The organism is Paraburkholderia sp. J94 (assembly GCF_905220285.1).
GTDB lineage: Bacteria > Pseudomonadota > Gammaproteobacteria > Burkholderiales > Burkholderiaceae > Paraburkholderia > Paraburkholderia tropica_A.
Window position 1 is genome coordinate 42,767 of record NZ_CAJMZH010000008.1, and the last position, 22,463, is coordinate 65,229.

The 22,463-nt window shown below is 66.0% G+C and carries 21 protein-coding genes; 9 read left to right on the forward strand and 12 right to left on the reverse strand.

Annotation, left to right across the window (positions count from 1 at the left end; translation table 11 throughout):
• Positions 1-104: 104 nt before the first annotated feature.
• From U4Y88_RS18145 to U4Y88_RS18165, 5 genes are all read right to left on the reverse strand, one after another.
• A complete protein-coding gene (locus tag U4Y88_RS18145; protein WP_321785541.1) occupies positions 105-1,145 on the reverse strand; it encodes a 2Fe-2S iron-sulfur cluster binding domain-containing protein in 1,041 nt (346 codons plus the stop codon).
• A 20-nt stretch (positions 1,146-1,165) separates the two neighbouring features.
• Positions 1,166-2,833 carry a hydroxylamine reductase gene (gene hcp / locus U4Y88_RS18150; protein WP_321785543.1) on the reverse strand — a complete coding sequence of 556 codons (1,668 nt, stop codon included), beginning with the start codon at positions 2,831-2,833 and terminating at the stop codon, positions 1,166-1,168.
• Between the two features lie 327 nt (positions 2,834-3,160).
• Positions 3,161-3,283, reverse strand: coding sequence for a hypothetical protein (locus U4Y88_RS18155; RefSeq protein WP_321785545.1), 123 nt, complete (start codon positions 3,281-3,283; stop codon positions 3,161-3,163).
• Between the two features lie 228 nt (positions 3,284-3,511).
• Complete coding sequence (locus U4Y88_RS18160) at positions 3,512-4,051, reverse strand: single-stranded DNA-binding protein (RefSeq protein ID WP_224010408.1); 540 nt, start codon at positions 4,049-4,051, stop codon at positions 3,512-3,514.
• Between the two features lie 54 nt (positions 4,052-4,105).
• Positions 4,106-5,305, reverse strand: a complete 1,200-nt coding sequence (locus tag U4Y88_RS18165; RefSeq protein WP_356789691.1) for an MFS transporter — start codon at positions 5,303-5,305, stop codon at positions 4,106-4,108.
• 303 nt (positions 5,306-5,608) lie between these two features.
• Between U4Y88_RS18165 and uvrA the strand changes: the two genes are divergently transcribed.
• Together uvrA and U4Y88_RS18175 are read left to right on the forward strand one after the other, a co-directional pair.
• Positions 5,609-8,509 (forward strand): excinuclease ABC subunit UvrA, encoded by a 2,901-nt coding sequence (uvrA, locus tag U4Y88_RS18170; RefSeq protein ID WP_310634507.1) that lies wholly within the window; start codon positions 5,609-5,611, stop codon positions 8,507-8,509.
• A gap of 107 nt (positions 8,510-8,616) precedes the next feature.
• Positions 8,617-9,726, forward strand: coding sequence for an AI-2E family transporter (locus tag U4Y88_RS18175; protein ID WP_224010404.1), 1,110 nt, complete (start codon positions 8,617-8,619; stop codon positions 9,724-9,726).
• Between the two features lie 24 nt (positions 9,727-9,750).
• Here the strand turns inward: U4Y88_RS18175 and U4Y88_RS18180 are convergent, their stop codons facing one another.
• From U4Y88_RS18180 to U4Y88_RS18210, 7 genes are all read right to left on the reverse strand, one after another.
• The gene (locus U4Y88_RS18180; protein ID WP_224010403.1) at positions 9,751-10,146 is read right to left on the reverse strand and encodes a type II toxin-antitoxin system VapC family toxin; all 396 of its coding nucleotides are present in this window, start codon (positions 10,144-10,146) and stop codon (positions 9,751-9,753) included.
• Entirely contained in the window at positions 10,143-10,376 is a 234-nt protein-coding gene (locus U4Y88_RS18185; protein WP_321785547.1) for a type II toxin-antitoxin system Phd/YefM family antitoxin, read from the reverse strand. Before U4Y88_RS18185 ends, U4Y88_RS18180 begins: the two co-directional genes overlap by 4 nt.
• Before the next feature lie 207 nt (positions 10,377-10,583).
• Positions 10,584-11,453 carry a formyltetrahydrofolate deformylase gene (purU, locus tag U4Y88_RS18190; RefSeq protein WP_321785834.1) on the reverse strand — a complete coding sequence of 290 codons (870 nt, stop codon included), beginning with the start codon at positions 11,451-11,453 and terminating at the stop codon, positions 10,584-10,586.
• Positions 11,454-11,522: 69 nt separating this feature from the next.
• Positions 11,523-12,383: an NUDIX hydrolase gene (locus U4Y88_RS18195; RefSeq protein ID WP_310634505.1), complete on the reverse strand. Its 861-nt coding sequence runs from the start codon at positions 12,381-12,383 to the stop codon at positions 11,523-11,525.
• A 58-nt stretch (positions 12,384-12,441) separates the two neighbouring features.
• Positions 12,442-13,056: a LysE family translocator gene (locus U4Y88_RS18200; protein ID WP_321785549.1), complete on the reverse strand. Its 615-nt coding sequence runs from the start codon at positions 13,054-13,056 to the stop codon at positions 12,442-12,444.
• Between the two features lie 54 nt (positions 13,057-13,110).
• Positions 13,111-13,683, reverse strand: a complete 573-nt coding sequence (locus U4Y88_RS18205) for an adenine phosphoribosyltransferase (RefSeq protein ID WP_224010396.1) — start codon at positions 13,681-13,683, stop codon at positions 13,111-13,113.
• 210 nt (positions 13,684-13,893) lie between these two features.
• Entirely contained in the window at positions 13,894-15,909 is a 2,016-nt protein-coding gene (locus tag U4Y88_RS18210; RefSeq protein WP_310631072.1) for a cation:proton antiporter, read from the reverse strand.
• Between the two features lie 233 nt (positions 15,910-16,142).
• On the opposite strand from U4Y88_RS18210, the gene kdsD reads away from it, so the two are divergent.
• From kdsD to hpf, 7 genes are all read left to right on the forward strand, one after another.
• Positions 16,143-17,129, forward strand: coding sequence for an arabinose 5-phosphate isomerase KdsD (gene kdsD / locus U4Y88_RS18215; protein ID WP_310631071.1), 987 nt, complete (start codon positions 16,143-16,145; stop codon positions 17,127-17,129).
• The gene (locus U4Y88_RS18220) at positions 17,129-17,701 is read left to right on the forward strand and encodes an HAD family hydrolase (RefSeq protein WP_321785551.1); all 573 of its coding nucleotides are present in this window, start codon (positions 17,129-17,131) and stop codon (positions 17,699-17,701) included. Before kdsD ends, U4Y88_RS18220 begins: the two co-directional genes overlap by 1 nt.
• Positions 17,698-18,297, forward strand: coding sequence for an LPS export ABC transporter periplasmic protein LptC (lptC, locus tag U4Y88_RS18225; RefSeq protein WP_321785553.1), 600 nt, complete (start codon positions 17,698-17,700; stop codon positions 18,295-18,297). Before U4Y88_RS18220 ends, lptC begins: the two co-directional genes overlap by 4 nt.
• Before the next feature lie 31 nt (positions 18,298-18,328).
• Positions 18,329-19,021 carry a lipopolysaccharide transport periplasmic protein LptA gene (lptA, locus tag U4Y88_RS18230; protein WP_224010390.1) on the forward strand — a complete coding sequence of 231 codons (693 nt, stop codon included), beginning with the start codon at positions 18,329-18,331 and terminating at the stop codon, positions 19,019-19,021.
• Positions 19,022-19,044: 23 nt separating this feature from the next.
• Entirely contained in the window at positions 19,045-19,812 is a 768-nt protein-coding gene (gene lptB, locus U4Y88_RS18235) for an LPS export ABC transporter ATP-binding protein (protein WP_224010490.1), read from the forward strand.
• Between the two features lie 391 nt (positions 19,813-20,203).
• Positions 20,204-21,721: an RNA polymerase factor sigma-54 gene (locus tag U4Y88_RS18240; RefSeq protein WP_224010388.1), complete on the forward strand. Its 1,518-nt coding sequence runs from the start codon at positions 20,204-20,206 to the stop codon at positions 21,719-21,721.
• 174 nt (positions 21,722-21,895) lie between these two features.
• Entirely contained in the window at positions 21,896-22,252 is a 357-nt protein-coding gene (gene hpf, locus U4Y88_RS18245) for a ribosome hibernation-promoting factor, HPF/YfiA family (protein WP_065062206.1), read from the forward strand.
• Positions 22,253-22,463: the final 211 nt, after the last annotated feature.

The following is a 22,463-nucleotide window of genomic DNA, read 5'->3' on the forward strand; positions in this document are numbered from 1 at the left end:
TTTTGACGATTTACGACAAAATGTCAATTCCGGCATCGGCGTGCGCGCGCGCATAAAAAAACTCGCCCGAAGGCGAGTTCGCAGGAACAACGCGAGGCGTCGGCTCAGACAGCGAAGCGCTCGCTGGCGAATTGCGACGGCGGCACGCGCGCCGCCACGGCGACCGCCTGCGCCGCGCTCACCATCGCGGGCGGGCCGCACACGTAGAGATCGGGCGAGGCGTTCGTCAACGCCAGCGCGCCTTCCAGCGCCTCGACCGGCGTGCCGTGAAAGCCGCGCCAGGCGTCGTCGGCGTCGCGCACGCAGCATTCGACGCTCAACTGCGGCAACTCCGTGCGCAAGCGCGCGAGTTCGTCGACCATGAACAGCTCGCTGACGCGGTTCACGCCGAAGAACAGCCGCGCCTCGTTCATCTCCTGGTACTCGGCCATGCGGCGCAGCATCGAGAGCACAGGCGCGAGGCCGGTGCCGCCCGCCACGAACCAGCGCGGCCGCAGGCTGTCGGCGAACAGGCCGAAACCGCCTTGCGGGCCGTGCACGGTCAGCGCGTCGCCCACGCGCGCGCGTTCGCGCAGCCAGCCGGAAAACGCGCCGCCGGGCCGCAGACGGATCAGCAACTCCAGTTGGCCATCCCAGTTGCTCGTGTTGGCGAGCGAGAACGGACGGCGCACTTCACCGCCGTCCTCGTCCTCGCCTTCTGGCAGCACGAGTTCGACGAACTGGCCCGCTTCGAACTCGGCGGCGCTGCCGTTGATATCGTCGGGATCGAGTTGCAGTGCGAGGCGGCGCGTGTCGTCGGCGATCGTCTCCAGCGACGCGATGCGCGCGCGCCTCACCGCCACCGGCTGACGCAGCACCTTCGTGCTTTCGTACGGCGCGACGATGCGCAGATCGCTGCGCGGCGTCGTGCGGCACAGCAGCACTGCGCGCGGATCGCCGGCGGGCAGCGCCTCGGCGGCGTGCTCGCCCAGCGTGTAATCGCCCTCGGCGACGCTCGCGTGGCAAGCGCCGCAACTGCCGCGCTTGCACTGCGACGGCAGCGTCAACTGCGCCGCCGCGGCGGCCGCCAGCACGTCCTGCTGCGGTTCGCACTCGAACGCGAAGGCCGCGCCGTCACGCGTGAGAATCTCGATTCGATGGTTCATCGGCTTGCCCGTTCTCCGTGTCACGCAGCCTTGCGCGCGAGCGCGGCGGCGAGGTCGGCGTGCGCATCGCCGATCGGCTGAATGCCGAACTGCTCGATGAGAAGCTGGAGCACGCCCGGCGTGAGGAACGCGGGCAGCGTCGGTCCGAGACGGATGTTGCGGACGCCGAGCGCGAGCAGCGTCAGCAGCACGGCGGCGGCCTTCTGTTCGAACCACGAAATCACCAGCGACAGCGGCAGGTCGTTGACGCCGCACTCGAACGCCTCCGCGAGCGCGACCGCGATCTGGATCGCCGAATAGCTGTCGTTGCACTGGCCGAGATCGAGCAGGCGCGGAATGCCGCCGATGTCGCCGAACGCATGGCGATTGAAGCGGTACTTGTTGCAGCCGAGCGTCATGACGACGGTGTCGTCGGGCGCGGCCTGCGCGAACTCGGTGTAGTAGTTGCGGCCGGGCGCAGCGCCGTCGCAGCCGCCGATCAGGAAGAAGTGGCGGATCTGGCCGGCCTTCACGGCGTCGATCACCTTGTCGGCGACGCCGAGCACGGTGTGGCGCGCGAAGCCGATCGTCACGGTTTCCTCGGGCGCGGTCTCGCGGAAACCCGGCAGCGCGAGCGCGGCCTGCACGAGCGGCGCGAACGTGTGATGCTCCAGATGCCGCACGCCCGCCCAGCCGACCGGTCCGGTCGTGAAGATACGCTGACGATATTGCGGCAGCGGCTCGATCAGGCAGTTCGAGGTCATCAGGATGGGGCCGGGGAAATTCGCGAAGTCGGACTGCTGGTCCTGCCACGCGCCGCCGTAGTTGCCCGCGAGATGCGCATACGCCTTGAGCTTCGGATAGGCGTGCGCGGGCAGCATCTCGCCGTGCGTGTAGATCTGCACGCCCGCGCCTTCGGTCGCTTGCAGCAGCGCTTCGAGGTCGCCGAGATCGTGGCCGGAAACGAGAATCGCCTTGCCCGCGACCGGCGTCATGCGCACCGCCGTGGGCTGCTGATGGCCGAAGCGGCCCGTGTTGGCGGCGTCGAGCAGCTCCATCACCTTGAGGTTCAACGTGCCGAGCGCGAGCGCCTGTTCGAGCAGTTCGTCGACCTGCACGGGATCGCGCGCGAGGAACGCGAGCGCCGACGCCACGCCTGCGTAGACTTCCTCGCTTTCGTAGCCGAGCACGCGCGCGTGATGCGCGTAGGCGCACACGCCCTTGAGGCCGTAGAGCACCAGCGCACGCAGCCCGACAATGTCGGCGCCGACGGTGTCGAGGCCCGCGTCGACGCCCACTTTCGCGGCCTGCGCGAGCAGTTGCGTCAGATCCTCGCCCGGCTGCCAGCGCGCGGGGCCGTCGGGCTGCTGCAGCGCGACGCCCTGCGCGAACGCCATCGTTTCGTAGGCCGTCTTCACGCAGTCGCGATGTTGCGCAGCTTCGCGCAGCATCGCGACGAAGCGGCCCGCGTTGAAGTTCACGTTGGTGAGCGTGGTGAACATCGCGTAGAGGATGAAGCGGTCGGCTTCGCGGTCGGGGCTGCCGAGGCCGCGCGCGAGCGCGTTGTACTGCGCGATGCCCTTGACCGCGTGGATCAGCAGATCCTGCAGATCGGCGGCCGTGGCGTCCTTGCCGCAGTTGCCCTTCGCCGAGGCGCATCCGGGCGCGCCGTGGGTGCGGTCGGTCTGTTCACATTGGTAGCAAAACACGCTGCTCTCCTTGCTTGTGGGGAAGGCTCGCGCCACTCGGCAGGCGATCGTGGATCGCCTGTCGGGGCGCGGCGTTGTCCGATGGCGGCAAGCCGCGCCGCATCGACGGTTTGTAAGATGCAAAATTGATGCATCTTTTTTATCGTCGCCTGGGTGCGGCCGGTTTGCCGTGATGCAAATCAAAGGAAGGAGCGCGGCAATGCAGGCCGCGTCGACGTGGGCGCAATCGCCGCAGGGGAGCGGTGTGAGGTTCGGCGTGGTGTTCGGCGTGGTGTTCGGCGCGACGCTTCGCGGCGGCACGACCCGCGCCGCCGCGAGCGCGGTCTTTTACTTGCGCAGGATGCGCAGCACGAACGCGATCGCGAAGCTGATCGCGGGCTTGCGAGCCGGCGCGTGCGCCGTGGGAACGGCGCTCAGACGGCTAAGGTCGACGAGTTGAACAGGGCTCATGGCGGACTCCGAAACAGGACGCAGCGACGTGCTGCAAACAGGAATCAGAGTAGGCCGCGCATTCGCGCGCTGACATCGGATCAGTTCGAAAACGGGCGGTGCTGGTGCACCCGCACCATCCACACCGCTCTCGCCATGAAAAAAGCCCGCGACCCAAAAGGTCGCGGGCTTTTCGTCGTACTGGCGCTCGAAAGTATCGAGCGGGAAGCGAACGAGATTCGAACCGGCTTAGAACGGAATATCGTCGTCCATTTCGTCGAAACCGCCGCCAGCCGGCGCGTTCGAACGGCCACCGCCGCCGCCCGCACCGCCACCGCTCGAACGCGGTGCGCCACCGCCGCCGCCGCCCGAAGCACGGCCACCGCCGCGCGGTGCGCTGTCACGGCTGTAGCCGCCGTCGTCGCCCATGTCGCTGCCTGCCGACGCGCCGCCGCTGCGGCCGCCCAGCATCTGCATCTGGTCGGCGACGATTTCCGTCGAATAACGGTCGGTGCCGTCCTGCGCCTGCCACTTGCGGGTGCGGATGCGGCCCTCGATATACACCGACGAGCCCTTCTTCAGGTACTCCGAGACGATCTCGGCCAGACGGCCGAAGAACGCCACGCGGTGCCATTCGGTCAATTCCTTGAACTCGCCGGACGCCTTGTCCTTGTAGCGGTCGGTGGTCGCGAGGCGGATGTTCGCCACGGCGTCACCGCTCGGCAGATAGCGCACTTCCGGCTCGGCGCCGAGGTTGCCGACGAGGATCACCTTGTTCACGGATGCCATGTATTTCTCCAGTTGATTCCGATCAGGCGCGCCGAAGCGCGTTCAAACGCACGCTCACGCGCGCTCAGCGCGTTTGGGCGGCGCCTTCATGTTGGCCGCGATTATAAGCCAGCAGAACACGAGGCCTGAGCACGTATAGAAAACGGTGCTCGCGCCGTCGTGCTTGAGCAGCCAGCCGCCCACGACGCCGCCGAGCGCGAGCCCGATCGACTGCGTGGTGTTATAGACGCCCGTGGCCGCGCCCTTGCGGGTGCCCGGCGCGAGTTTCGACACCAGCGAAGGCTGCGAGGCCTCCAGAATGTTGAAGCCGAGGAAGTACACGAACAGCACGGCGGCCACGATTGCTATGGTATGCGCAAGCGAGCCGAGCAGAAGCTGGCCGATCAGAATAAGCCCAATGGCCGAGACCACCACGGCCTTCATCTTGCCCTTCTTCTCCGCCGCAATGATGGCCGGCACCATCAGCACGAACGACAGGCCCATCACGGGCAGATAAATCATCCAGTGCGAGGCGACCGGCAGGCCCGCATCGACGAGCAGGCGCGGCACCACGAGGAACAGCGCGGTCTGCGTGGCGTGCAGCACCAGCACGCCGAAATTCAGGCGCAGCAGCTCGACGTTGTGCAGGACTTCGGAGAACGGCGCGCGCACGTGCACGGGCTTGGGCGCGTCGGGCACGATCCACAGCACCACGCCCACCGCGATGATCGAGAACACGCCGACCAGCGTGAACAGGCCGCTCATGCCGAGCCAGTGCACCACGATGGGCGCGCCGACGATCGCCACCGCGAACGAAATACCGATCGAGCCGCCCACCATCGCCATGGCTTTGGTGCGGTTCTGCTCGCTCGTGAGGTCGGCGATGAAGGCCAGCACGGCCGACGACACCGCGCCCATGCCCTGAATCACGCGCCCGACGATAATCCACGTCATGTCGTGCGCGCCCGCGGCCACGAAGCTGCCGATCGCGAAGATCACGAGGCCGGCGGCGATCACCGGCTTGCGGCCGATGCGGTCGGAGACCCAGCCGTAGAAAATGTACAGGAGCGACTGCGTGACGCCGTACGCGCCCAGCGCGATGCCGACGAGCAGCACATTGTCGCCGCCGGGAATCGTTTTCGCGTAAACCGAAAACACCGGCATGATCATGAAGAGGCCCAGCATGCGCAGCGCGAAGATCGCGGCGAGCGACACGGTCGCGCGCAGCTCGGGCGCGCTCATGCGTGAAGAGGTAGCGGGTGAGTTGGAGGACATCGGAGCGTGTTGTGATTGGCCGCCGTGACTGGCCGCCTGATTGGCCGCCGTGACTGGCCGCCGCTGCCCGCCAGCCATGCGAGCGCCGCGTGGGCGCTCGGCGGGAACTCAGTGGGCGCGCATTCGGCACGTACCGCGACCGCGGAGCGCGTGCCCGGGGTCGCCAGCAAGAGCTGTCGGTTCGCTTGCAGAGTCTTCGCGCGGACGCTTCAAGGTCCTTTCAAAGACCGTCGGCAAGCCGTAACGGCGGTCTGGAAAAGTCGTTATAGTAGCAGGTTTAGCCTCCCTTTCTCCCGCAGGTTCATGGAACAGATCCGTATCCGTGGGGCCCGAACCCACAACCTGAAGAACGTCAATCTGGACCTGCCGCGCCACAAGCTCGTGGTGATTACCGGGCTGTCCGGTTCCGGCAAGTCCTCGCTGGCCTTCGACACGCTCTACGCAGAAGGCCAGCGCCGCTACGTGGAAAGCCTGTCGGCGTACGCCCGACAGTTTCTTCAGTTGATGGAAAAGCCCGACGTCGATCTGATCGAGGGTCTGTCGCCGGCAATTTCCATCGAGCAGAAGGCCACGTCGCACAACCCGCGCTCGACGGTCGGCACCGTCACCGAAATCCACGACTACCTGCGACTTCTTTACGCACGTGTCGGCACGCCCTACTGCCCCGACCACGAGATCCCGCTGGAGTCGCAAAGCGTCTCGCAGATGGTCGACGCCGCGCTCGCGCTGCCCGAAGAGACCAAGCTGATGATCCTCGCGCCCGTGATCGTGGACCGCAAGGGCGAGCACGCCGAACTCTTCGACGACATGCAGGCGCAGGGTTTCGTGCGCTTTCGCGTGCGTTCGGGCGGCGGCACGGCCAACGAAGGCGAGGCGAAGATCTACGAGGTCGAGTCGCTGCCCAAGCTCAAGAAGAGCGAGCGGCACACCATCGACGTGGTGGTGGACCGCCTCAAGGTGCGCCCCGACATGAAGCAGCGGCTCGCGGAGTCGTTCGAAACGGCGCTGCGTCTCGCCGAAGGCCGCGCCATCGCGCTCGAAATGGACACGAACAAGGAGCATCTCTACAGCTCGAAGTTCGCCTGTCCGATCTGCTCGTACTCGCTGCCGGAGCTGGAGCCGCGCCTCTTCTCGTTCAACAACCCGATGGGCGCGTGCCCGGAGTGCGACGGCCTCGGCCAGATCACCTTCTTCGACCCGAAGCGCGTGGTCGCGCATCCGTCGCTGTCGCTCGCGGCGGGCGCCGTGAAGGGCTGGGACCGGCGCAACCAGTTCTACTTCCAGATGCTGCAGAGCCTGGCGGCGTACTACGACTTCGACATCGACATCGCGTTCGAGGACCTGCCCGAGAAAGTGCGCAAGATCCTGCTGTACGGCTCGGGCAAGCAGGAAATCCCGTTCTCGTACATCAACGAGCGCGGCCGCACATCGGTGCGCGAGCACGTGTTCGAAGGCATCATCCCGAACCTGGAGCGCCGCTACCGCGAGACCGATTCGGCCGCGGTGCGCGAGGAACTCGCCAAGTACCAGAACAATCAGGCCTGCCCGCATTGCGAAGGCACGCGTCTGCGCCGCGAAGCGCGCTTCGTGCGCATCGGCGCGGGCGAGGACGCGCGCGCCATTTACGAAGTGAGCGGCTGGCCGCTGCGCGACACGCTCGGCTACTTCCAGACGCTGCGCCTCGAAGGCTCGAAGGGCGAGATCGCCGACAAGGTGGTCAAGGAAATCGTCGCGCGCCTGATGTTCCTGAATAACGTCGGGCTCGATTACCTCTCGCTCGAACGCAGCGCCGAAACGCTCTCGGGCGGCGAAGCGCAGCGCATCCGCCTCGCCTCGCAGATCGGCTCGGGCCTCACGGGCGTGATGTACGTGCTCGACGAACCGTCGATCGGCCTGCATCAGCGCGACAACGACCGCCTCATCTCCACGCTCAAGCATCTGCGCGATCTCGGCAATTCGGTGATCGTCGTGGAGCACGACGAGGACATGATCCGCATGGCCGATTACGTCGTCGACATGGGACCGGGCGCGGGTGTGCACGGCGGCATGGTGATCGCCGAAGGCACGCCCAAGCAGGTGGAGCGCGATCCCGCGTCGATGACGGGTCAGTATCTGTCGGGCGCGCGCCGCATCGACTATCCCGACGAGCGCCAGGACCCCGACGAGCGGCGTCTGCGCATCGTCGAGGCCTACGGCAACAACCTCAAGCACGTGACGCTCGACCTGCCGGTCGGCCTGCTCACCTGCGTGACGGGCGTGTCGGGTTCGGGCAAGTCCACGCTCATCAACGACACGCTCTATCACGCGGTGGCGCAGCATCTGTACGGCTCGTCGGCGGAACCCGCGCCGTTCGAGTCGATCGAGGGGCTGGAGCATTTCGACAAGGTCATCAACGTCGATCAGTCGCCGATCGGCCGCACGCCGCGTTCGAATCCGGCCACCTACACCGGCCTCTTCACGCCGATCCGCGAACTGTTCGCCGGCGTGCCGGCGGCCAAGGAGCGCGGCTACGAGTCGGGCCGCTTCTCGTTCAACGTGAAGGGCGGCCGCTGCGAAAGCTGCCAGGGCGACGGCGTGCTCAAGGTGGAAATGCACTTCCTGCCCGACGTCTACGTGCCCTGCGACGTCTGTCACGGCAAGCGCTACAACCGCGAGACGCTGGAGATTCAATACAAGGGCCGGAACATCAGCGAAGTGCTCGACATGACGGTGGAAACCGCCTACGAGTTCTTCAAGGCGGTGCCGGTCGTGGCGCGCAAGCTCAAGACGCTGCTGGACGTGGGCCTGGGCTACATTCGTCTGGGCCAGTCGGCGACCACGCTGTCGGGCGGCGAGGCGCAGCGCGTGAAGCTTTCGCTGGAACTTTCCAAGCGGGATACGGGCCGCACGCTGTATATACTCGACGAACCGACCACCGGCCTGCACTTCCACGACATCGCCCTGCTGCTCGAAGTGATTCACCGGCTTCGCGATCAGGGCAATACGGTGGTCATCATCGAGCATAATCTCGATGTCATCAAAACCGCCGACTGGGTCGTCGACATGGGACCGGAAGGCGGTGCGGGCGGCGGCATGATCGTGGCGCAGGGGACGCCCGAGCAGATCGCGAAGTCGAAGGCGAGCTTCACGGGCCGCTATCTCGCGCCGCTGCTCAAGCGCGGCGCCAGCAGCGCGGTCGCACTCGACGAAGCAGCAGGACAATGAGCGGTCGATAAAAAAGGCAGCGCCAGAACAGGCGCTCACGATAGCTGCGGTAACAACGGGTTGGGAGCGCGTGCGCTCCCGAGGTCTGGAGACGGAAAAGAAACAATATGGCCAAGCGCAACGAAGCGACCGACGCGACCGGCTCGTCCGGTGAGAAGCAGCAGCAGGTGCGCGATCTGCGGCCGCGGCCGGTCAGGCTCACGAGCGACATGAGCCTGCCGAAACTCTCGGCCGTGGAGATCGGCAGCTATCTGGCCGCGCTCCTCGGCATGTTCGCGGTGCTGCACCTGAACCTGCTCGGGGCGCTGCTCGCCGGCATGCTCGTGTATCAGCTCGTCCATACGATTTCGCCGCTCATCGAGCGGCGCATGTCGAGCAGCCGCGCGCGCTGGCTCTCGGTCGTGCTGGTCTCCATCGTGATCGTGGGCGTGCTCACCGGCCTCACGGTGGGCGTGATCGAGCAGTTCGAAAACGATGTGCCGAGCGTCCAGAAAGTCATGGCGCAGATGATGACTTTCGTCGACCAGGCGCGCAGCCGCATCCCCGAATCCATCGCGGCCTATCTGCCTGTGGACGTCGCCCAGATGAAGCTCAAGGCGCTCGCGCTGATGCACGAGCACGCCACGCAGCTCGGCCAGGGCGGCAAGAACGCGGCGCGCATCTTCGGGCATATCGTGATCGGCATGATCATCGGCGCGATCATCGCGATCGGTGCGCAGAAGAACGCCACGCGGCTGCCGCTTTCGACGGCGTTCGTCGCGCGCGTCTCGCGTTTCGCCGACGCGTTCCGCCGCATCGTGTTCGCGCAGGTGAAGATCTCGGCGATCAACACGGTGTTCACGGGCCTGTTCCTGCTGCTCGTGCTGCCGGTTTTCCACGCGCCGCTGCCGCTCGCGAAGATGCTCGTGGTGGTGACGTTCGTGGTGGGCCTGCTGCCGGTGATCGGCAACCTCATTTCGAACACACTGATCGTCGCCATCGCGCTCACCGTGAGCCTGCCCGCGGCGGTCACGGCGCTTGTGTTCCTGATCGTAATCCACAAGCTCGAATACTTCCTGAACGCGCGCATCGTGGGCGGCCAGATCGAGGCGCGCACGTGGGAACTGCTCGTGGCGATGCTCGTGATGGAAGCCGCGTTCGGCATCCAGGGCGTGATCGCGGCGCCGATTTTTTACGCGTATATCAAGCGCGAGCTGATTTATCTGCGGCTGGTTTGAGCGGCGGGTTTCGGGCTCGCACGCTTACCAGATCGTCTTGACGTGCGGATAGGCGCGGATCTTCTCGTCGCGCGTAACGAGCGGCGCGGCCAGCCTGCGCGCCGTGGCGACAATCATGCGATCGGCCGGATCCTTGTGAAAATCGCCCGGTAAATCGACCGATTTCAGGCCGATCTCCACGTCGATGGCCAGGAAGCGCACCGCTTCGATTTGCGACACGGTCGCGAGCCACGTGTCCACATCCATGGTCAGCACGAGTTTCTCGCGCTGCACCAGCATGGCGATCTCCCAGGCGGAGATGGCCGAAATCACGATCTGCCCGCCGTTCAACTCGCGTTGAATCGCGGTGTGGGCCTTGCGGCTCAGTGCCTTGTCCGCGCTGGCCCACCAGACGAGCGCATGCGTGTCGAGCACGATCACTGCGCGGCGTCCCAGTCGACTTCGAGGGGATCGGTCGGTCCGTCGTAACGCACGACCGAGCCGCGCAACATGTCGAGCGGATCGCGCTCCAGGCTGCGATACGGCCGCAACTCCAGCATCGGACGGCCGTGATCGGTCACCACGACGCTTTCGCCGGACGCTTCGACCTGGCGGAAAAATTCGAGCGCTTTCGCCTTGAACTCGGTTTTGGACACCTGCTGAGATTCCATGAGCCGCCTCTTTGCACGCTCTGCGCTTGTTGCGCCGCGTGCGCGCTTGTCGGGATCCGCCATGCTATGTCCGTAATGACTAGAGCAACAAGTCATTATTAGGCGATGACCTGACAAAAGACAATGGCCCCTTCCGGGGCCATTTTTCACCTCATCGCCGAAACGATTGCGTACTGATCACGTACTGATCACGTACTGAACACGCGCTTAACGGAACACCACCGTCTTGTGCCCGTTCAGCAGAATGCGATGCTCGACGTGCCACTTCACCGCGCGCGCGAGCGTCACGCACTCCACGTCGCGGCCAATTGCCGTGAGCTGCTCCGGCGTCATGTTGTGGTCCACGCGCTCGACTTCCTGCTCGATGATCGGGCCTTCGTCGAGATCGGACGTCACATAGTGCGCCGTCGCGCCGATCAGCTTCACGCCGCGGTCGAACGCCTGGTAGTACGGCTTCGCGCCCTTGAAGCTCGGCAGGAACGAATGGTGGATGTTGATCGCGCGGCCCTTGAGCGCCGTGCACAGCTCCGGCGAAAGAATCTGCATGTAGCGCGCGAGCACCACCAGATCCGCGCCTTCGCGGTTCACCACTTCGAGCACGCGCGCTTCCTGCGCGGCCTTGTCCTCAGCCGTGCCGCCGAGCAGCGGGAAGTGATGGAACGGAATGTTGTAGCTCGCCGCCAGCTGGTAGAAGTCCTTGTGGTTCGAGATGATCGCGGGAATCTCGATGGGCAGCTGACCGGTGCGATAGCGGAACAGCAGGTCGTTCAGGCAGTGGCCGATCTTCGACACCATCAGCACCACGCGCGGCTTCACGTTCGCGTCATGCAGCTCCCAGCGCATGCCGAACTCGTCCGCCAGCGGCGCGAACGCGTCGCGCAGACCGTCGAGGCCCGGGTCGCCGCCCACCTGCTGGAAATGCACGCGCATGAAAAACTCGCCCGTGTGGCTGTCGCCGAACTGGGCCGAGTCGAGAATGTTGCTGCCGCGCTCGAACAGAAAACCCGACACGGCATGCACGATGCCCGGACGGTCGGCGCAGGACAGTTTGAGAATAAAGCTGTGATCGGTCGACATGACCTTGGTGACTCCCATCGATTCCTGGTATTTCAAAAGGGCTTCAGTTACTCAAAAACCCACGCCCTTTCACAGCGTCGGTGGCTCGAAGATCGCGGCGATGCCCTCGCACGCGTCCTCGTCTATCCATTGGCGGCGCAGCAGCAGATCGAGCGTCGCGAGACTCGCGTCCACCGTCATCTTGCCTTCCTCGATCCAGCGCGCGGTTTCGTCGATGCGCGCGAGACGATGCTCGCCGACTTCGCCGTCCTGATTGTGCGGCACGAAATCCTCGGGCAGCGCCAGATCGTAGACGAAGATCTGCTCGGCCTGGGTGCCTTCGGGCAGCGACTGCAGCACGTGCACGGTGCGGCCCGGCGTGGCGCGCGCGGCCAGTTCGGCGGCGATGCCCGCCTCTTCCCAGCACTCCTTCACGAGCGTGGCCTCGACGCCGAGACCCCAGCCGATGCCGCCCGCGACCACGTTGTCGAGCATGCCCGGATCGGTCGCCTTGGTGTCGCTGCGGCGCGCGATCCAGAGCTGCGGCGCCGCGGAACCCGCATATTCTACGACGCCGTTCAGATGCACCGCGTAGGTCATGGTGCCGAAGAAGCGCGAGGCCGCGCGCTCGATATAGGCGAGCGGCGGCGCGTCGAAGGCGTTGCGGACCGCGTAGGTTTCGTCGCGCCAGCCCGGAATGCGGCCCTCGGCGGCCAGCGCGCCGATCACCGCGCCGAGCGCCGCGCTGCGCGCCGTCACGCTGTCGAATTCGGCGGCGAGCGTCACGCGCGCGGTGTCGGCGTCGCCGTCGATCTCGAAGACGTCGGGCCAGCGCGCGAGCAGCGCGACATCGGCCGCGCGGATCCAGCCCACGCGTTCGTCGCCGAAATGAAACGGCAGATGCGCGTTCACGTCGAAGCGGCGCGCGTCGGTGATGCAGGGCAGGGTCATGTCGGGAGGCTCCGGGCGTCAGTGAAGCGAGGCATCAAGCGAGGCATCGAGCAATACATCAATCGCGCAGCGCGATGCGCATGCCGATCGCGATGAAGGTCAGGCCGGCCAGGCGGTCGAGCCACACGCCCGCGCGCGGACGGCGCTTGAGCCAGCTGCCGAGCGCGCCCGCGCACACGCCGAACACCGAGAACACGACCACGGTCTGCGCCATGAACAGCAGGCCGAGTTCGAGCATCTGCAGCGTGACGCTCTGCGCGCCGTGCACGTCGACGAACTGCGGCAGGAACACCACGAAGAACAGCGTGACCTTCGGGTTCATGATGTTGCCGAGCACGCTCTGGCGGAAGATCGTCGCGAGCGGCTGGCGCGGACGCTCGCCCGCCGTCGCGAGTCCCTGGCTGCGCAGCGCCTTCACGCCGATCCAGATCAGGTACGCGGCGCCCGCGAGCTTGAGGATATGGAACGCGAGCGGCGACGAGCGCAGCAGCGCGGCGATGCCGAGCGCGGCGAGCGTCGTGTGGAACGTCACGCCCGCCGCGAAGCCGAGCGCGGACACGAAGCCGGCCATGCGGCCCTGCGAGATGCCGCGCGCGAGCACTTGCAGGTTGTCGGGACCGGGCGCGAAAGTGATCGCGATCGAGGTCGCGAGAAACAGCGCGAAGTTGGGCATGGGCGTGTCGGGCGGTTTAAGTGGGCTTGTGCGAGGCCGGGCGCGCTTGCGCGCTCAGTGGCCGCCGAAGGACGTCACGGTGAACAGCGGCAGGCCGGATTCGGTCAGCAGCTTCGAGCCGCCGAGATCGGGCAGATCGATGATCGCCGCGCCCTCCACCACCTTCGCGCCGAGACGCTCAAGCAGCAGCTTGCCCGCGAGCATGGTGCCGCCCGTGGCGATCAGGTCGTCGACGATCACCACGCGGTCGCCCGGCTTGCAGGCGTCTTCGTGCACCTCGACGGTCGACTCGCCGTATTCGAGCTTGTACGTTTCCGACACGGTCTTGTACGGCAGCTTGCCGATCTTGCGCACCGGAATGAAGCCCACGTTCAGTTCGTACGCGACGATCGGGCCGATGATGAAGCCGCGTGCGTCGAGGCCCGCCACGTAGTCGAGCTTCGCGTCCACGTAACGCTCCACGAACAGGTCGATCAGCACGCGCAGGCCCTTCGGATGGCCGATCAGCGGCGTGATATCGCGGAATTGCACTCCCGGCTGAGGCCAGTCGGGCACCGTGCGGATCAGACTGTTGACGAACTGCGCGGCTTCAGTGCTCGCGTTCGAGTTCGCAGGTGCGTTGGACATGATTTCTCCGGGCAGTAGCAAGAATAAAGAACAGGTAATACAGACAGGCGATTAAAACGGGGCGCGACCCCGTGCGACCTCACCGCGATCCGGCCGGGCCGCGCGGTGTGACTCGCCGGCTGGCAGCGAAGTTTCGCGGATTTTCGTGTCACGCGGCCGCGCGATTTCGGACGCAATTCCGGGCGCGAGGTGCGTGACCTCGCGCGCAGCTCAGGCCGCCGCCGCGCCCGCGCCGGCGGCGCCCGGCTTGCGATGCCGCGACAGCCGTTCCTCGGCCTGGGCGAGTTGCTCGGGCAGGCCGCGCAGCACGACGATGTCGGCTTCGCGCAGCTTCGTCGAGGGATCGGGTTCCACGCCGCGAATGCCGTGACGGCGGATCGCGGTCACCTCCACGCCGAGGTCGAACAGACCCAGATCGGCGAGCGTGCGGCCCACGGCGTCGGCGCGCGCGTCGACCGGTACGGATTGTAGCCGCACCTGCTCGTGACCGTCCTCGCCCACATCGTCGGTGCCGTGGAAGTAGCCGCGCAGCAGGCTGTAGCGCTCGTCGCGCAGTTCTTCCACGCGGCGCACGACGCGGCGCATCGGCACGCCCATCAGCACCAGCATGTGCGAAGCCAGCATCAGACTGCCTTCGACGATCTCCGGGATCACCTCGGTCGCGCCCGCCGCGAGCAGGCGTTCGAGATCGGCGTCGTCGACCGTGCGCACGATCGTGGGCAGCGTGGGCTCCAGTTCGTGGATGTGATGCAGCACGCGAAACGCCGACTGCGTGTTCGCGTAGGTGACGGCCACGGCCGCCGCACGATGGATGCCCGCCGCGACCAGCGACTCGCGCCGCGCCGCGTCGCCGAACACCACCGACTCGCCCGCCGCCGCCGCCGCCGCCACGCGGTCCGGGTCGAGGTCGAGCGCGACATACGAGAGGCCTTCGTTTTCCAGCATGCGCGCCAGATTCTGCCCGGCGCGGCCATAGCCGCAGATGATCACGTGGCCGCTCTGCTTGAGACTTTGCGTGGCGATGCGCGTCATCATCAGCGACTGCTGCATCCATTCCGTCGACGACAGCCGCAGCACGATGCGATCTGCGTTCTGGATCAGGAACGGCGCAGCGAGCATCGAGAGCAGCATCGCCGCGAGAATCGCCTGGAGCAGCGTGGGATCGACGAGATGCTTGTCCAGAATGAGGTTGAGCAGCACGAAGCCGAATTCGCCGGCCTGCGCGAGCCCGAGGCCCGTGCGCATCGCCACGCCCGGCGAGGCGCCGAACAGCCGCGTGAGCGCCGTGATCAGCACCGCCTTGAGCACGACCGGCGTGAGCAGGAACACGCCGACCATGAACGGATGCTGGATGATCACGTGCGGGTTGAGCAGCATGCCCGTGGTGATGAAGAAGAGGCCGAGCAGCACGTCGCGAAACGGCTTGATGTCCTCTTCCACCTGATGCCGGTACGGCGTTTCGGCGATCAGCATGCCCGCGATGAACGCACCGAGCGCGAGCGAGAGGCCGAATTTATCGGTGACGAACGCCGCGCCCAGCGTGACGAGCAGCACGTTCAGCACGAACAGCTCCTGCGAGCGCCGCCGCGCGACCACGTTGAACCAGCGCGTCATGAACTTCTGGCCGACGAACAGCAGAATGCCGAGCGCGAGCACGATCTTGACCGCCGCCATGCCGAGCGATTCGATCAGCGACTTCGACGAGCCGCCGAACGCCGCGATCACGATCAGCAGCGGCACCACGGCCAGATCCTGGAACAGCAGCACGCCGAGAATGTTGCGGCCATGCTCCGACTCGATCTCAAGCCGCTCCGCCAGCATCTTGCTGACGATCGCCGTCGACGACATGGCGAGCGCGCCGCCCAGCGCCACGCAGGCCTGCCACGTGATATGCACCCACGGGTCGAGCGCGAGCCCGACCAGCAGCGCAACGAGAATCGTGCCGACCACCTGCGATAGCCCAAGCCCGAACACCGCGCGGCGCATCGCGCGCAGCTTGGTGAGCGAAAACTCCAGCCCGATCGAGAACATCAGGAACACGACGCCGAATTCCGCCAGATTCTGCGCGCCCTCCGTGTTCGGCACGATGCCGAACGCGCGCGGGCCGACCAGAATGCCGACCGTGAGGTAGCCGAGCATCGGCGGCAGATTCAGGTAACGGAACAGCACGACGCCGACCACCGAGGCGAGCAACAGGAACAACGTCATTTCCAGCGGTGAAATCATCGTGCGAAGCGTCCTCGTTCTGAAGTCATTCTCGGGCGTGGCCGGCGATGCAAATTTTCGCCCGCGCCGGTCGGGTCCATGATCGGCGCAAACGATGCGGATTGGGAAGTGCTGCGAGGGACGGCCGCGAGAGGCCGTGGCGGCAGGCGCGTGGTCTGGGCGCGCCCGGCGCGCGGGCCGTCGCGCGCTGGGGTGCAGGCGCGGCGCGCATACGCCTTTGCTATACTCCCCGGATGATAGCGAAAATCAATGGCGACCGGGCGCTGAAGCTCGCTCGCGACGTGCTCGACATCGAAGCTGACGCCGTGCGCGGGCTTCGCGACCGGCTCGACGACAACTTCGTCGGCGCGGTCGATCTCATCCTCTCCTGCCGCGGCCGCGTGGTCGTTTCCGGCATCGGCAAATCGGGCCATATTGCGCGCAAGCTCGCGGCCACGCTGGCCTCCACGGGCACGCCGGCCTTCTTCGTGCATCCCGCCGAAGCGAGCCATGGCGACCTCGGCATGGTCACGGCCGACGACGTCTTCATCGGTCTGTCGAATTCCGGCGAATCCGAAGAACTCGTGGCGATCCTGCCGCTCGTGAAACGCATCGGCGCGAAGCTGATCGGCATGACCGGCAATCGTCCGAAGTCCACGCTCGGCCAGCTTTCGGACGTCCATCTGGACGCCGGCGTCGAGAAGGAAGCCTGCCCGCTGAACCTCGCGCCCACCGCCAGCACCACGGCGGCGCTCGCGCTGTCCGACGCGCTCGCGGTCGCGGTGCTCGACGCACGCGGCTTCGGCGCCGACGACTTCGCGCGCTCGCACCCGGGCGGCGCGCTCGGCCGACGCCTGCTCACCTACGTGCGCGACGTGATGCGCACCGGCGACGAAGTGCCGAAGGTGCCCGACACGGCCACGGTGCGCGAAGCGCTGTTCCAGCTCACCGCCAAGCGCATGGGCATGACGGCGATCGTCGATTCGAACAACCACGTGAGCGGCATCTTCACCGACGGCGACCTGCGCCGCGTGCTCGAACGCGTCGGCGACTTCCGCGATCTGCCGATCGTGCAGGTCATGACGAAAGGCCCGCGCACCATCGGTCCCGACCAGCTCGCCGTCGAAGCCGTGGAACTGATGGAGCGCCACCGCATCAATCAGATGCTGGTGGTCGGCGCCGAAGGCGAGCTCATCGGCGCACTCAACATGCACGACCTCTTCTCCAAGAAGGTGATCTGATGGCGGTTACCGAACTCGATGCGAATGCGCGCGCCGCGCGCGTGCGTCTGATGATTTTCGACGTCGACGGTGTGCTCACCGACGGCGGCCTGCTCTTTACCGGCGCGGGCGACACCATGAAGGGCTTCAACTCGCTCGACGGCCACGGCGCCAAGCTGCTGCGCGAAGCGGGCATCGACACGGCCATCATCACCGGGCGCAAGTCCGAGATCGTCGCCGTGCGCGCCAAGGAACTGCGCATCACGCATCTGTATCAGGGCGTGGAAGACAAGCGCGTCGCGTTCAAGCAGCTGCTCGCCGAAACCGGCCTCACGGCCGAGCAGTGCGGCTACATGGGCGACGACTGGCCCGACCTCGCGGTCATGCTGCAGGCCGGCTTCAGCGCCGCGCCCGCCAACGCGCACACCGACGTGCTCGCGCGCGCACACTGGGTCACCGACAAGACCGGCGGCCACGGCGCCGTGCGCGAAGTCACCGACCTGATCCTGCGCGCGCAAGGCCGTTACGACGCCCTGCTCGCGGCCGCCTGCGCGGTTGAACCGGAATCGGAACCGGGCGCGGAGCCGCGATGAACCAGAAGTTCCGGCTCACGTCGCTGATCCCGCTCCTCTGCGTGGCCTTCCTGGCCGGCTTCACCTGGTGGCTGTTTCAGGCAGTCAAGCCGCACGAGAACGAGGCCGCGCCGCGTCCGCTCACGCACACGCCGGACTACTTCGCCGACCAGCTCTCGGTGTCCGAGCTCGACCAGTCGGGCGCAACGCAGTATCGCCTCACGGCCACGCACATGGTTCACTACGAGGACAACGCCTACAGCGACCTCACGAATCCGGCGGTGCGCGCGTTCCAGCCTGACAAGCCGGTCGTCACGGCCACGGGCCTGCGCGGCACGGTCAACGGCGACGCCTCGATCGTCGACCTGTACGACAATGCGCGCATTCTGCGCGCGGCCGGTGCAGGCGATCCCGAGATGCAGGCGGATTCGGAACATTTCCGCGTGCTCGTGAACGACGATGTGATCCTGACCGAAAAGCCGGTTAAACTTCGTCGCGGCCTGTCGGTCATGACGGCCACCAACGGCATGAACTACAACAATGTCTCCCGGGTCATCCAGCTCTACGGCAACGTCCGCGGCGCGATCGCCCCGGCTGACTCCGGCGGCTCGTCCTGATCCCCGGGCCGTCCACGCAAGGCACGATTGCATGAACGATTCGCTTCCTCACCCCTTGTCCGGCAGCCTGCGCAGCGCGCGCTGGCGCCGTGCCGCGCTCGCGGCGTTGACCGCGCTGGCCGCGGCGCTGCCGCTCGCGGGTTTCGCCCCCGCCGCCCATGCCGAGCGCGCCGACAAGGACAAGCCGCTCAACATCGAAGCGGACAACATGACCTATGACGACCTCAAGCAGCAGACCATCTTCACGGGTCATGTGGTCGCCACCAAGGGCACGATCATCATCAAGGCGGACAAGCTCGTCGTCACCCAGGATCCGCAGGGCTATCAGTACGCCACCGGCACGGTCGCGCCTGGCACGCCCGACGCCAACCTCGCCTACTTCCGCCAGAAGCGCGAAGGCATCGACGAATACGTCGAAGGCACGGCGGAGCGCATCGACTACGACGGCAAGCAGGACCTGACCACGCTCACGACGCGTTCGACGGTGCGCCGCCTGCAGGGTCTCTCCACGGTGATGGATCAGGTCCACGGCAGCGTCATCACGTACGACGGCCAGAACGACTTCTACACGGCCAAGTCGGGTTCCGACGTCGCAGGCCCGGGCAATCCGAAGGGCCGCGTGCGCGCGATGCTGTCGCCGCGCAACGGCGGCGCGCAGCCGCTCACGGGCGCCTCGGCCACGCTCGCGCCGTCCACGAAGCTTCAGGGAGCGCCGCAACAGTGAACGCCGCCACCACCGCTTCCCCCATCCATCAGCGTCCGTCCGCGGGCAAGACGAGCTCGCTCGTCGTGCGCAACCTCAAGAAGCGCTACGGCTCGCGCACGGTCGTGAAAGACGTGTCGCTCGACGTCAAGAGCGGCGAAGTGGTCGGGCTGCTCGGTCCGAACGGCGCGGGCAAGACCACGTCGTTCTACATGATCGTCGGCCTCGTGCCGCTCGACGCGGGCGAGATCGACCTCGACGGCCAGTCCATCAGCCTGCTGCCGATCCACAAGCGCGCGGCGCTGGGCCTTTCGTATCTGCCGCAGGAAGCCTCGGTGTTCCGCAAGCTCACCGTCGAGGAAAACATCCGCGCGGTGCTGGAACTGCAACACGACGAGAACGGCAAGCGCCTGACCAAGGACGTGATCACGCAGCGCGCCGAAGCGCTGCTCGACGAGCTCCAGATCGCTCACCTGCGCGAGAACCCGGCGCTGTCGCTGTCGGGCGGCGAGCGCCGCCGCGTGGAAATCGCGCGCGCGCTCGCGACCGATCCGAGCTTCATCCTGCTCGACGAACCGTTCGCGGGCGTCGACCCGATCGCCGTGCTCGAAATCCAGAAGATCGTGAAGTTCCTGAAGCAGCGCAACATCGGCGTGCTGATCACGGACCACAACGTGCGCGAGACGCTCGGCATCTGCGACCACGCGTACATCATCAGCGACGGCACCGTGCTGGCCTCCGGCGCGCCCGGCGAAATCATCGAAAACGAAAGCGTGCGCCGCGTCTACCTCGGCGAACACTTCCGCATGTAATCTCCGCGTCCGCGCGCCTCGCGCGCAGACGCCTCGCCGCCGCGCCTCGTCCGCGCGGCGCGCCTGCCGGAACGCCCGCACGCCGCTGCGGGCAAACGCCGCGCGGGCTCCCGGCTTTCCCCTGAGTTTTTCCCGAGTTTTCCCGAGTGTCTGCTGGACTTGCCGTCCAGCCCTTCCGTGATGTTCCGTTGTGCTTGCCCGCGGAACCGCGAGCGTCGCGCGCCCCGAGGCGGCCTGCGCGACGTACGCCGCACGCGTGCGCGAGCGTCTGTTTGCGCACCAAATTCCGTCCGCGAGATGCCGCTGCACCAGCGCTGGGCACGCGCGTTTTCGCGGATGTCGTGTGGTATCGCGAGCGTGGCAAACTCTTTACAATGAATCGCACACCGCCATGAAAGCCAGCCTCCAACTCCGCCTCTCGCAGCATCTTGCGCTCACTCCGCAACTGCAACAGTCCATCCGGCTGCTGCAGCTGTCGACGCTCGAACTGCAACAGGAAGTCGCCACCGCGATCTCGCAGAATCCGCTGCTCGAGAACGACGACGACTGGATCGCGAGTCCGTTGCGCGTGGCCGCCGACGGCTCGCTGATCGCGCAGCCGCCGGCCTCCTCCAACTCGGAACCGATGCAGGGCGCGAGCAACGGCTCGTCCTCTTCGTCGAGCGACAGCGATAGCGGCGATGGCGAACCGCGCGGCGTCGACGAATACGAAGGCCTCGGCGGCGACGCCAGCGGCGATTCGAGCCAATGGAATCTCGACGACTACGGCCGCTCGGGCAGCGCCTCCGACGACGACGACCTGCCGCCGCTGCAAATCCACGAATCGACCACCACGCTGCGCGACCATCTGATGGCGCAGCTGCGCGAAACGAATGCGAGCCCGCGCGACCGCGCGCTCATCACGTTCCTGATCGAATCGCTCGACGAGGACGGCTATCTCTCCGCCACGTGCGAGGAAATTCTTGCCGATATCCCCGAGGAACTCGACGTCGACGGCGACGAACTCAACGCGGCGCTCGCGCTCCTGCATAGCTTCGACCCCGCCGGCGTGGGCGCACGCTCGGCTTCCGAGTGCCTGAAGCTGCAATTGCTGCGCGTCACATCGTCGCCGGTACGCACGCTCGCGCTCGAGATCGTGTCGAATCATCTGGAACTGCTGGCCGCGCGCGACTTCACGCGCTTGCGCAAGCAACTGAAGACCGGCGACGACGAGCTGCGCGACGCGCATGCGCTGATCCGCTCGCTCGAACCGTTCCCGGGCGCGGCATACGGCAAGGCCGAAGCCGACTACGTGGTGCCGGACATCATCGTGAAGAAGACGGGCCAGAACTGGCACGCCGAACTGAACCCGGACGTGGTGCCGAAGCTGCGCATCAACCATCTGTACGCGAATATTCTGCGCAATAACCGCGGCGATCCGGGCAGCGGCTCGCTGCGTCAGCAGCTCCAGGAAGCGCGCTGGCTCATCAAGAATATCCAGCAGCGCTTCGAGACCATCCTGCGCGTGGCGCAGGCAATCGTCGAGCGCCAGAAGAACTTTTTCGTGCACGGCGAAATCGCCATGCGCCCCTTGGTTTTGAGGGAGATTGCTGATACGCTGGGCCTACACGAATCAACTGTCTCGCGTGTGACAACCGGTAAATACATGCTGACTCCGTTCGGGACACTTGAATTTAAGTACTTCTTCGGATCGCATGTATCGACGGACACGGGGGGCGCTGCATCGTCCACCGCTATCCGCGCGCTCATCAAGCAACTCATAGGAGCCGAGAACACCAAATCCCCTCTTTCGGACAGCCGCATAGCCGAACTGCTGGCGGAACAGGGCTTCGTCGTCGCGCGACGCACCGTCGCGAAATATCGCGAGGCACTGAAGATTCCGGCGGTCAATCTGCGCAAGTCTCTTTAGGCTCATTCCGGCTTTTACGGAGTGGGCGTTTTCCGGCCGCAACGCCAGTTGGCGGACAGGGCCGGCCGAGCTAGCCCGTCGTAGCAGGCCTTTCGGGGAGCCGCACGCAGGCAGTCTGTCGACCGGCACAGCCGCGCTTCACGCGTCACGCGGCCATCAGCCTGGAGAAGCACTATGAATCTGAAGATCAGTGGACACCATCTCGAAGTAACGCCAGCGTTGCGAGAATATGTGATCACCAAACTGGACAGGGTGCTAAGACATTTCGATCAGGTCATCGATGGCAATGTGGTCCTCTCGGTCGACAACCACAAGGAAAAAGACAAGAGACAGAAGGTTGAAGTGAACCTTCATCTGAAAGGCAAGGACATCTTCGTTGAGAGCTGCAATGGCGACATGTATGCCGCCATCGATCTCGTGGTCGACAAGCTCGATCGCCAGGTCGTGCGACACAAGGATCGCGTGCAAGGCCATGCTCACGAGGCGCTCAAGCATCAGCCCGCGGCGCCCATCGAGATTCCTCCGCAGTAATGCGCCCGGCGCGCGAGGAAGTTTTGAATCCGCGACGTTGATTCGACACTGATTCGTCTTCCTGAGCCTTCGAGGCCAGTGCGCCGGAAACCACTGCTGCACACGAACCAGGCCGCCCCATCCGGGCGGCTTTTTTCATGGAGACTCGATCAGCCATGCGCGAGCGATGGTGAGCGATGCGTGACCATCGCGTGAGCGGTAGATGAGCGCA